General features: G+C 66.1%; 9 protein-coding genes. 3 read left to right on the forward strand and 6 right to left on the reverse strand.

Annotated features, from left to right (window positions below):
* Positions 1 to 455: 455 nt before the first annotated feature.
* The 6 genes from DQP57_RS17610 to DQP57_RS17635 are packed head-to-tail and all read right to left on the reverse strand — an operon-like array spanning position 456 to position 7509.
* Positions 456 to 2066 carry a hypothetical protein gene (locus tag DQP57_RS17610; protein WP_231119560.1) on the reverse strand — a complete coding sequence of 537 codons (1611 nt, stop codon included), beginning with the start codon at positions 2064 to 2066 and terminating at the stop codon, positions 456 to 458.
* Positions 2047 to 3426 carry a type VII secretion-associated serine protease mycosin gene (gene mycP, locus DQP57_RS17615; protein ID WP_064893214.1) on the reverse strand — a complete coding sequence of 460 codons (1380 nt, stop codon included), beginning with the start codon at positions 3424 to 3426 and terminating at the stop codon, positions 2047 to 2049. Before mycP ends, DQP57_RS17610 begins: the two co-directional genes overlap by 20 nt.
* Positions 3426 to 4841, reverse strand: a complete 1416-nt coding sequence (eccD, locus tag DQP57_RS17620; RefSeq protein ID WP_064893125.1) for a type VII secretion integral membrane protein EccD — start codon at positions 4839 to 4841, stop codon at positions 3426 to 3428. The genes mycP and eccD overlap by 1 nt, the downstream gene beginning before the upstream one ends.
* A 3-nt stretch (positions 4842 to 4844) precedes the next feature.
* Positions 4845 to 6422, reverse strand: coding sequence for a MinD/ParA family ATP-binding protein (locus tag DQP57_RS17625; protein WP_064893127.1), 1578 nt, complete (start codon positions 6420 to 6422; stop codon positions 4845 to 4847).
* A 33-nt stretch (positions 6423 to 6455) separates the two neighbouring features.
* Positions 6456 to 7304, reverse strand: a complete 849-nt coding sequence (locus tag DQP57_RS17630) for an ESX secretion-associated protein EspG (RefSeq protein WP_225337319.1) — start codon at positions 7302 to 7304, stop codon at positions 6456 to 6458.
* Positions 7279 to 7509: a hypothetical protein gene (locus DQP57_RS17635; protein ID WP_081284089.1), complete on the reverse strand. Its 231-nt coding sequence runs from the start codon at positions 7507 to 7509 to the stop codon at positions 7279 to 7281. The genes DQP57_RS17630 and DQP57_RS17635 overlap by 26 nt, the downstream gene beginning before the upstream one ends.
* Positions 7510 to 8084: 575 nt before the next feature.
* On the opposite strand from DQP57_RS17635, the gene DQP57_RS17640 reads away from it, so the two are divergent.
* From DQP57_RS17640 to DQP57_RS17650, 3 genes are all read left to right on the forward strand, one after another.
* On the forward strand, positions 8085 to 9725 hold the full coding sequence (locus tag DQP57_RS17640) for a ParB/RepB/Spo0J family partition protein (RefSeq protein WP_064893218.1): 1641 nt from the start codon (positions 8085 to 8087) through the stop codon (positions 9723 to 9725).
* A gap of 78 nt (positions 9726 to 9803) precedes the next feature.
* The gene (locus DQP57_RS17645; RefSeq protein ID WP_064893129.1) at positions 9804 to 10682 is read left to right on the forward strand and encodes a ParA family protein; all 879 of its coding nucleotides are present in this window, start codon (positions 9804 to 9806) and stop codon (positions 10680 to 10682) included.
* Positions 10683 to 10686: 4 nt separating this feature from the next.
* Positions 10687 to 10920, forward strand: coding sequence for a hypothetical protein (locus DQP57_RS17650; protein WP_051641681.1), 234 nt, complete (start codon positions 10687 to 10689; stop codon positions 10918 to 10920).
* The last annotated feature ends 214 nt before the right edge of the window (positions 10921 to 11134 follow it).

Consider the following 11134-nt stretch of genomic DNA (forward strand, 5'->3'; position numbering starts at 1 on the left):
TTGCCCACAGAAAGGTCAAAAATAAGCGCAGGTCGGTCACATGGTTGCGCCGTGTCTCAGCGGTGTAACCGCGAAAGACTCTCGTCTGGGCATACGCGGACAGCCGCGCGTCGACTCGGCGCTCCGGTGACAAAAAGATAGGGTCACCCGGCCGAACCCCAACCGATTCTTCGCGATTCGCGAGATTAACCCAGCCGGCTAACAGCCGCGGTCGCACACCCTGAGCTGAGGATGCACCCGGAACCCAGAAAACTCGCCAGCCCACCAAGCGAAACCCTCCCGCGACTGGTTTGCTGACCAGCCACCGCGCCATCCCCAGACTGCACTCAAAAAAACCCTGAACCTAGTCGACACGCCGACTCGGCAGGGAACGGTAACGCCGGCATCCGCTCAGGCAGCCCGACCGTATCGGCGAGGAATTCCTCTGGGGTAGTCGACATGACCTTTGACCTCGCTTACTCGTTGGGCACGGGAACAAGGCGCGTGCTAAGCCACTGACGGCCATGCGCGGTGGTGATGTAGAACAGGTCCGGGTGCCGGCCGTCCTGGGTGATGACGATCGTCGTGGCGGGAGCCTGAGCAGACTGCGGGCGGCGCAGTGTCACCGTGATCGCACCGGTGGGTGCATCGCTGCTGGCGTCGCTGACGACAATCGCGTCAGGCGGCGGTGTGGTAGGGCGTATCGAGAATTGTTGCGGCGCCGCGTGATTGGCCAGAGCGGTCCACTGGCGTGGATCGGCGGTGTAGAGGGCAACCGGCTGGCCTGATAAGGCGAGGCGGGCGATGATGCCGATGTGGAACTGTCGGGTGCCGGTCACCGTGATCCGCACCGGCTCCGGTGAGGCCAGCCCCAGATATACCGGCTGGCGTGCGCGGTTATAGCCGATCGGAACACCGATCGCCGCCGTCGGCCACCGCAGCGCCGCCAGTGTTGACGGCGCCACCTCGGTCGCCGGCAGCTCGACGTCGGCGCCCGCATCGATGCCGGTGGCGGCCAGCACCGGCGCGATGTGTCGATGCAATCCGTGAAACCCAGCAAGGCCCGGCAGTTGCCGGGGCGGCCGGCTGGCAGTCAGCGTGCCGACCACGGCTTCGACGGTGGCTGGTTGGCGGCCGCGTGAGCGTATGGTGACCGCCACCCAGGTGGCCTTGGTGTGCAGGGTGGTGAGGGTTTCCAGGACATCGGGCAGCGCTGCGGGATCCACGGCGTACACGGCGCGGAAGCCATCGGAATACTCTGTGCCAGTCCAGGTTTCCTTGCGCACCGTTGCCGACGACGGTACGAACCGAGGAAGTTCTTCCTCGTCGCTGAGGGTGGCCAGCCATCCCCGTTCCCGCAGTTCGGCGATAAGCCGGCGCGCCACGGTGTCGGCTAGCGCCGCGCGATGCGGTTGTGATTGCGAGGTGTCGTCGTCGGAGGGTACGCCGGGAGGAGTTCTCAGTGTGGTCCGGCGGGCGGTCAAGGCCCCCACGTTGTTTTCTGCGCGCAATGTGTAGCTCAGCCACGTGTCGCGGTGCTGGCTGTTGCGGCCGCTGAGCAGTGGCGCTGAGTCGCTGCGCAATCCGCTGGCCGGTGGGGTGCGGGTCACCGAGCAGATGGTCAGCGCGTCGGCGCGCACCCCATAACGATCCAGCCAAGCGGTGATGAACTCCCACGGAAGCTGGTCGCTGTGGTCGCCGGGGGCGCTCAGTGCATGCGGATGGGTGCGCAGGTGGATGACGATGCGGGCTTGCAGCGCGCTCTCCCGGGGCGTCGGCGGCGGCTGCGCCGGGGTTGCGCTGCGCCTGCGGTGATCGGTGCGTTGGGAGCGTTGACGGCGGTTATGCCACGCCATGGGAGTCCAGCGGGCCACCGTCGTCGACACGTGCTGGCCGTGCCAGGACCCCACGAATGCGGCGACCGCCGCGACCGCCGCGGCGTAGTGCCACCACTGGGGTGTTCGCCCTGGCGGCAGCAGCGTCGCCCACCCGAGCAGCAGCAGCGAGGCCAGTGTTGTCAGGCGCCGCCAGCTGGGCCACGCTGGGGAGAAACGAGACGACTCGCGGCTAGCGGGTGGTGCGACCACGGCGCATTCCAATCACGGTGACAGCGATGACGGCGGCGGCGATCGCCGCGATGCCTGCACCGAAGGCGATCAGGCGCGGCAGCCGATTATCCGGTGGCGGTGGTGCCGGCGGGGCGACTCGCACGATCGGCATTTGCGCCGGCAGGGCGTCACCTTGAGGGATGTCCCAGGTGAGCGCGGCTACCGGGTCGATGACGCCGGCCCCGACGAGGTTGGACGGTGCACGAGCGGCGTTGTGCGCCGAGGCGACCAGGCGGTTGACCACCTGACGGGAGGTCAAGTTGGGGAACTTGGAGCGGACCAGGGCGGCGGCGCCGGAGACGTAGGCTGCCGCGAAACTGGTCCCGTTGATGGCAACCAACGGCTCTTTGTTGGATGGCAGACCGTTGATGATGCCCGAGTTTGGGCCGTTGCCGAGGGAGACGACCTGTTCACCGGGTGCAGCGACGCCCACCCATGGGCCAGCCATAGTGAAGTTCGACGGCTGCCCTTCGGGGGTCAGGGAGCCCACTGACAAGACGTAGGGCTGCCAAAACGATGGGGTGGAGACGGTGGTGGCGCCGGCCCAGTTTCGGGAATCGTCAGGACGATTGGGATCGGTGAGCGGATTGCTGGTGCAGTTGCTCTCACCGGTGTTTCCAGCTGCGGCCACCACGACGATGTCCTTGTCGATCGCGGCGTAGCGCACGGCCGCGCCCAGCGCTGCTTGGTCGACCTGCTTGTAGACAGGGAAGCAGTCGATCAGCGAGAGATTGATGACGCGGACGCCGGGGATGTCGGCGGCGTGGCGGACCGCCCGCGCCAACGTGGCGACATCGCCGGCGGTCTTTGCTTGCTGGGCATCTTGTCCTGAGGGTGTCTTGGGTGCCCACTGCGCTGAGGTTTGTCGGATGGAGACGATCGCGGCCTCGGGGGCCACGCCGGCGAATCCGTCAGGGCCTTGCTGGGCTGCGATCAGCCCGGCGACCGCGGTGCCGTGTCCATCGCAGTCGAACAAACCCCCGGCGGGTGGATCGATGTAATCCCCGCCCGGGGCGAGGTTGGGCAGGCGCGGCTGTGGTGTGACACCGGAATCGATCACCGCGACCACCACTCCCCTGCCGCGTGAGGTTTTCCACGCTTCGGGCAGGTTGAGCATGGCCTGGCTGGGAGGCACCGCGGCCGGGTCGAACCCGGGCATTGCGCCGTAGACCTGGCATTGGCCGTTCTGGCGCATTTCTTGCCCTGGAGCGGGCGGACCGTCAGGGGGCAGCGCAGCTGGGTCGACGACGGGATATGCCAGCGCGGCGGCCTCAGGCACGGGGCTACACACCACCAGCACAGCGATGGTCGCGGCGAGTGAGGCCAGTCGGCGGATCATCACAGTATTCCTCGGTTGCGGATGAGGCTAATCAGGCCGATGAGCCACAACATGGCCGGCGGAATCGTGATCAGCAGGGCGTTTTCGAACAGGTCCAGCCAGCGGCGCTGCGGGATAGAAAGCTCGCGCGGTTTGATGGCTGCAGCGCCGAGCAGGACGAGCGTCAAAGCCACCACGGCGGCCGCCGCGTACAGGCCCGAGACCAGGTGGCCGGCGGCGGTGAACGACACCGTCAACGCGATCGCGGTCAGAAAAGGGGTCGCCAGAAACCACAGTGCGGGGATCGCTGAGTCCCAGATCCGCATCCGCAGCACGGTGACGGTGGTGGTGACCACCACCAGCCACCACGCCAACAGTGGCGGTGCGTCAGGCAACCACACCACCAACACCGAACCGATCACCGACAAGATCACCGAGGCCGCGATCAGACCGCTCTGGTAGGAGTTGCAGGTCGCGGTTTTACGGGGCAGATCTTCCAGTTCGGCCAGCGACGACGCGGCGGGTGTGGGCTCGCCTGGTGCAGGCACATTCGGTAGCGGGAAGCGCGCCCACATCGCTGACACCGTGGGGGCGTTGGAGGCCAACAGCAAGGACACCGCAAGGACTCCGCACCCCAGGGACAAGTACGGCAAGTGCCACAGGATGCGGGCGCCGGCCGCGGCCGCGACGGTGGCCGTCACGGCGACGACCGCGGTGTGGGTGGCCACCCAACTATTGGTGACGGCCAGCAGCAGCAACGACCAGGCGACCAGGAAAGCCGCCGCCAGGAAAACCCGCGGCGCCGCGGCATCACCCGGCACTATCGCGGCGCCGGCCAACGCCAGCGGCGCCGCGGCCGCGAGACCCAGGCGGCCGGCGGTGGCAAGCAGGCTGCGCCGATACAGCCAGATGGTGACGGCGACGAAGACGACCGCGAGCGCACCCAAAGCTGCAGCCGACCACACGCGGTAGCCGCGGTGCCAGCCATAGATCGCCAGGCCGCACGTTAAGGTCGCCGCGGTGACCACCACCGCTTGGGCGGCGGTGCGCAACATGGCGTGCTCGAAGGGCTTGAACTGGCTGGCCGAATGAATCGCCGAGGCGTCAGCGATGTCTTCGACCACTGGCGGCGCCGTGGGGCCCGGCGGCAGCTTGCACAAGATGAGCTGTTCACCGTCATCGATGTTCAGCGTGGCCAGGGTGGCGTCCAAGCTAAACGGTGTTCCTCCGAGAGGCGCTAGCGAGTAAGGGCGCAACCCGTCGTCGTTGACGGCATCGGCTGGCACGTCGTCGTCGTCGCGACCCGTGGCCAGTGTTGCGCGGATCCGCGGAATCAGTTCCCGAATGGCGAGTGTGGTCGGCAGGGCCAAGTCCACCGCGGCGTCTTCACCGATGATGGCGACGCGGACTTGGCCGGTAGCGGCGGCCGGATCCATCGGTCAGAAACCCCCAGTTTCAGTCGTTCGGTGCTGATGCGGCCCCCGGGCGGGATAGTGCTGGGCGATCGAGCCGGCCAACGCCATCAGGGCCTTTCGGGCTCGCGATTTGAGTTCCACGAAGGTGACATCGCGTCCCTCGGCGAGGTGGACGTCGTAGGGGATCCTGATCACGCTCACACCCGGGATCTTGGCGGTGAACTCCTGTTCGGCGTCATCGAGGTCCACCAACGGCTTGTTCTTGAACGTCGAATTCAACGCGATCACCGTGCGGGGCAACAGCCGCGCGAAACCGTGCGCCTGCAGCCACTGGATGGTGGTCCAGGCGCCGTTGAGTCCATCCGGGGCTTGAGAGGCCACCACGACCAGGCTGTCGACGTGATTGGCGATGGTGGAAAACAGCGGTGATGTGATCGCCGTGCCGCAATCGAGCAGGATGACGTTGTAGTGCTTCTTGAGAATCTTCATCGTCGCTTCGAAGTCTTGCGTGTTCAACGTGTACGAGGAGCGTGGATTGTTCTGAGCGCCAAGCATTTCGAGGCGGTCTTTGTTCTGCACGGTGAAGGTCGCGACTGTTGGATAACTGCTGGCGTCCTGCAGCGACGACAACGCCTCGATGTTGGCGTCGGCGCCGCCTTTTTGCTCGAACCGCGACGAGAGGTTGCCGAGATCGGTGTCGACGTCCACGGCGATCACCCGATCCCCACGCTCGCGGGCGATCGCGCTGCCCGCGGCGACGGTCATGGTCGTCTTGCCCACGCCACCCTTGGCGCTGACAAACGCCACCACGTAGACGTCGAGCAGCGGTGCGGTGATACTGCGGATGAGCTTGTCGTGCTCTTCTTGCTTGGCGCTGGGCCCGGGCGTGATGAGCCCGAAGGTCATTTGCGACACCAGCTTTCGCCAGCCCTTGCCTACAGGTCGGCGCCGCGAGGTGACGAACTGTTGGCTTTCGTCAAGCGCGCCGTAGCCGCTGGGCGCGAAGGCTGCCGGTGAGCTTGGCTGGTCTCCGAACAGCGGCTGGTGCGGGTCAGCGGCCGGCGGCTGCGAGGGCCCGGTCGAAGGCCAGCCCGCCGGCAGGTGCTGCTCATGCGGCAGCGGCGTGTCAGTGAAAAAGCCGTCAAGGCCTTGCTCGTGCTGCGGGGGCTGGCCGCGGTGCGCGGCGATCTGGTCGAGTGAGATCTCGGCGGTCTTGTCGTTAGACGTCTCCTCGACAGCCTGCCAAGCGGGATCCGGCTGGCGCGGTTCGGCATTGGGCCGCGCCGGTTCAGGCAGCTTGAACGTTGGCGCTCCGTGCGCTGCCGCATGTTGTGGCCGCGACGGCGGCGGCACTGGCGCGCGGGTCGGCGGAGGAGGCAGCGGCTGATGCGGCGCCTCGCCGCCGGGAGTAGACCCCTGCTGCGGAGGCGGTGCCGCCGGCCACCGCACACGCTGCCCTGGCCCGGTGTCTGGCCCGTTGCTGGGCTGCCTGCCGTCCTCCTGGGGGGCGGCCCCAGAAGGATAGGGGTAGCGCTGGTCTGAGGTGGGCTGTTCGTGGTGGGGGGTGTCGTCTTGGGGGAAGGAATCAGAAGGTGTGCTCATCGCTTCGGTTTCTACTTTCGGGTTGGTAGAGGGTCAGATACTGAAGTTTTCGTCGGGGAACCACGAGCCCGAGGGGAGGCGTTCGGTGAGGTCGCGCACCGCCATGGCGATCGAAAACGGTTCAGCGGGAGCGAAAATGGACACCCCGCCGGCACGAGGCTGCCCCGGTGTGGGGCTGACGAGGATCTGCCCGACCTCGGTGCTGATGATGTTGACACTGACATCGGTGTGATGGTGAGCGCCGTTGGTGGCCTCATGGGCGGTCAGTTCGACGGTGATGCGATCGCCAGCACGGGCCACTTCCATGATCTCAGCTTCTCGTTCGGGGATGCCCAGCTCGACGAGGGCTTCCATCAAGTCAGCGCCACGAGCGACACGGTCGTCGATGGCTTTGCCGGTGTCCATCGGCAGTGAGAACTCCTCGAAGCGAGCCGGCGGCTGATCGGGGGGCAATCCCGCGGTGATGATCGGCACGATCGCTTCGCTGTGGGTCAGCTGCAGCGGCGTGAGCGTCACCATCTGCGCATAGCGCAACGCGACCACGGCATCTGGCGGTGAGGTGCGCGCCAGCACCCCCCGCAAAATCTGCTCGGGATCGATCATCGTGCGCCATTCCAGCCACTGGCGCGGCTGGCATACGGTCTTAACCGCCTGCGCGACAGACGGTTTGATGTCCCCCTCTGCGTCAATGACGCCGGCCTCAGCCAGCTCCGCGAGGCAGCGCTGGTTGAATGGTTCCCGCTCCGCTGGATCGACATAAGGGGCGGTGATCGCCAGCATCCACGGATAGGCCCCCACGCGCAGGTGGTCGGCGAGAAACCAGGCCTGGTGCGCATCGACCTCGACCGCGTCGTACCTATTCGTCATCGGCACCGGCTCCATCGGTGGGCAGCTTGGCTTCCTCCAATTGGGTCAGCACCGGTTCCAGGGCGCGCTCGACGATGAACGACATCGATGTCGACCAGCGTTTCTCTTGAGTGCGAAGCCGTTTGAGGGTCCGCCGGTTGAGACGGAAGGTAGTCGGGACCTTGTCGTCCTGGGCGAGAACGCGGGCACTCAACTCCCGTACCAGGTCTGATTCAGCCATCGGTCACCCCTTTCGCAATGGGTCTTTTGCCCGCGCGCTCGCAGTAGAGCACATAAAGCGGACACGGCAAATAGATTGCCTATCCCGTTCGCCAATCATGCCCTCGCGCAGCCATCGCGAAGGTTCACACCCCGCAGAATTCGGGAAGCGAAGAAGTCAGCGCGACAACCGCGCGCACGAAAGCACAATGCGCGAGCCGCCGATGCCTGTATGCAGTCTGCGAGTATGCGCGAGGCGCATCGCCCGGTATGCGCTCGGTATGCGCTGTGCGTTTTCCCCGATGGCCGTAGGGCGCGCGGCCCATGTCTCGCCAGTGTCGCGAAGAGCTGCCATGATGGGGACCACGCGAGTGAACCCGTCAGAGTCTTCCAGGCCCGTACCGCGTGCTATCCACTCCCCCGCTCTCCAAATCGTCACGTGACACGAAGGATCTGTTTGCGGTGGCCTTCGAGGGTTGGTGATGCACGCTGCATCACGGCCGCAGCACCTTGGTCAAGCGTGCAAAGGCGCCAAAAGGCTTGCTGAGGCGCCGCGTGATTTATTACTCTAATACCGGTATTTAGAAAGGAGTGCTCGTGGCCCAGACGACAGCCCGCCCCGCCCGCCGAGCCAAGCCAGCCGGACGCAAAACCGCCAACCGATTCGCGGCCCTGGCCGGCGGAGACACCGCACCAAGCACAGACCCCTCCCCCGCTACCGACTCCGCGGCGTCGGAGGAAGAAACCGGCCTTATCGCGGGCATGTCAGCCATGGTCGCCAACGAAGCGCACCGGGTCGTCCAGATCCACGTGGCCGAGATCGCACCGCACCCGTTCAACGATCCCCGGCGATCACAGCCGCAGCCTGGCGATCCCAAATGGGAAGAACTCCTCAACGGGGTACGCGCCAGCGGCGTACGGCTGCCCGTGCTGGTGGTCACCCGCGAGGCGTTCATGGCGGCGCGGCCATCGGCCGCCGACATCGCAGCCAATGCGCGCTACGTACTGGTCTACGGTCACCGCCGGCGCGTCGCGGCGATCGAAGCCGGCAGAGACACCGTCCCAGCCGTCGTCGACGACGCCATCATGGTCGACGACGGCGATCTGGACGCGATGGCTACCGAAAACCTTGGCCGCCAAGACCTCTCCGACCTTGCCGAGGGCGAGTTGTATGCGCGCTACTCCGAGATTGGACTTTCCCAACGCGCCATTGCCGAGCGACTGGGCGTCGACCAAGCCACAGTGTCGCGCAAGCTCGCGCTCAAGCTACTGGCTCCCGAAGTCCGCGACGCCGTCGACGACGGCCGCCTACCCAGCGCCGAGGCCGCGGCCTTGGCCGGCAAGCTGCCCTATGGCCCGCCTCGGCGCTGGCAGAAGACCAAGGACCCCGACCAGCTCAGCGACCTGCGCCACGAAGAACAAACGCAGGCCCTGCACCTGATCCTCACGCGTGGGATGATCGCCACCCGCGCCGCCGAGCGAGTCATCGCCGAGCGCACTGCCCGCGCCAAGGCCGACGAGTTAGGGATCCCCCTCGTCGAGGACCCCCGCGCCGAGCTCGGCGAGAACTACCACCTCCACCGCGTCCCCGACTACGAGCCCGGCGCCGAGATCATCGGCGCCATCAACCCCGCCTCAGGGGCCCTAGATCTCTACGCACGGCCCCTGGCCGGCGAAGGGTTGACGTCGACGACGTCCAGCATCGGCGACGCGGCCGCCGCGGACCCGGCCGCTCAGCCGGGCGCGGCTGAAATTCTCGACCCGCCAGCCGAATCGAACGCACCCCCGCCTCGAGAAGAAACAGAGCAGGATCCAGGTCACAGTGACGAACCGTCTCCGGAAGCCGCCCAGCGACAGGCAGACGCCCAAGCCGCGGCCCAGGCCCAACGCGCAAGGCGGGAATTCTGCGCGGTACTGATCAATCAGCAGCCCTCCAACGCCGAGCTCCTCAAGATACTGGTGGCGCAATACCTGTCCGGCGTGGCCGCACGCAGCGCAACATCAGCGGTAAGCGCGCTGCTACGGGACTGGGACGCCACCGCTGACGGCCCAGCGGAGAAGGCGCGAAACGCACGGGCCTGGCACCGTGCGGTGGCCGCGGCTGAACTACACACCGCGGAACTCAAAGACAAGGCCTGGGACGACGACGCCGTCGCCCACGTCAACCTCCTCATCAACCGAGCCGGCTACCAACCGACTCCATGGGAACACCGCCAGCTCGAGACCGCCGGCGCTTAAACCATCCGCATCGACCGTCACAACCGCCTCTGGTGATGCAGGCTGCATCACCCGCCCCACGCTCAAAGGAGATTATCGATGTCCACCTACACCGTCGCCAACATGTCTGGCAGCGTCGGGAAAACGACGACCGTCGTGACCACCGCCATCCAGCTCGCAGGCTCTGGCCTGCGGGTGCGCGTCATCGATCTCGACCCCCAAGCAAACGCCAGCACCTGGCTGGGCTACCCCGACATCAGCGGTGTCACCATCGCCGATGTACTACGCCAGCAAGCCACAATCGACGACATCGAACGGCCCGCTCGCATCATCCAGGGTTTCACCGACGCCGGCGAACCCGAATACACCACCGACGAGGCCACCGAAATGCACATCGGCAACCTGACGATCGTGCCCGCCGCCCGCTCGACCCTGGACAAACTGATGGTCGAACTACCGGCCGTGACCGGAGGCGTACTGCGCCTGCGGGATGCCCTCGAAGCGGCCACTCCTGTTGACGTCACCCTCATCGACTCCCCCGGCTCCAACAGCGCACTAGTCACCACGGCACTGATCGCGTCCTCAGTCGACGAGGACGGCCCTTCCGGCGGATGGGGATTGATCACGTGCACCAAACCAGCAGGCAAGGAATCAGAAGGCATCCAGGCGCTCTTGCAAGAACTCGCGATCATCAAAAAGACCTTCAGGATCGACATCCCGCTTTTGGCCATCGTGCCGTGCGCCGTGCCAGGCACCGGCGGCGTGTACCGCGAACAGATGGAGTACTTACAGGAAGGCTTCGGTGACAAGGTCACACCGGCGGTCCGACGTAGCTCGATCGTGGATGAGGCCTACACCAACTACCTTCCCGTTCCGCTGTATGGATACCGAGCCAAAGACGTCAGCAAAGACTACGAGAACGTCATTGACCATATGAAGCGCCAAGGAATGTTCCGCCCAGCAGCCATCAAAGCCTAGCTCCGTGGACGGCCCCGCCAAATCCAGCGACCTCAGCAAGGTCAATGTCCCCACCGAGCTGCACCACAGGGCCCGCGCGGCTGTGCGCATCGTCGAGCGCGTCACAGGCCGCCGCTACACCATCACCCAATTCATCGAGGAAGCTATCGTCGCCCAGCTGCGCGTAATCGAGCACGACTACAACGAGGGCCGCGAGATCCTCCCCGACCCACAACCCCTCGAACCGGGGCGACGCTAAGGCGCGTTGACAGCCCCGCCGCTCCACGATGAGCCGTCGGGCTCATGCGGCGACGCCGCGTGCACACGATACTGAGGTCACGTTGCTGACCCGAGTGCGCACGCCGCCGCATTCAAGAATCCGGGCTGATCTCGCGTTACGTCATGAGACTCCGAAGCCGCGACTCAGTGCCCTGGCGCCGCATCGGACAGGAGGGGCGGTGAAAGGGTCCTCC

Origin of the sequence: Mycobacterium colombiense, assembly GCF_003284935.1 — a bacterium.
GTDB classification, from domain to species: Bacteria; Actinomycetota; Actinomycetes; order Mycobacteriales; family Mycobacteriaceae; genus Mycobacterium; species Mycobacterium arosiense_A.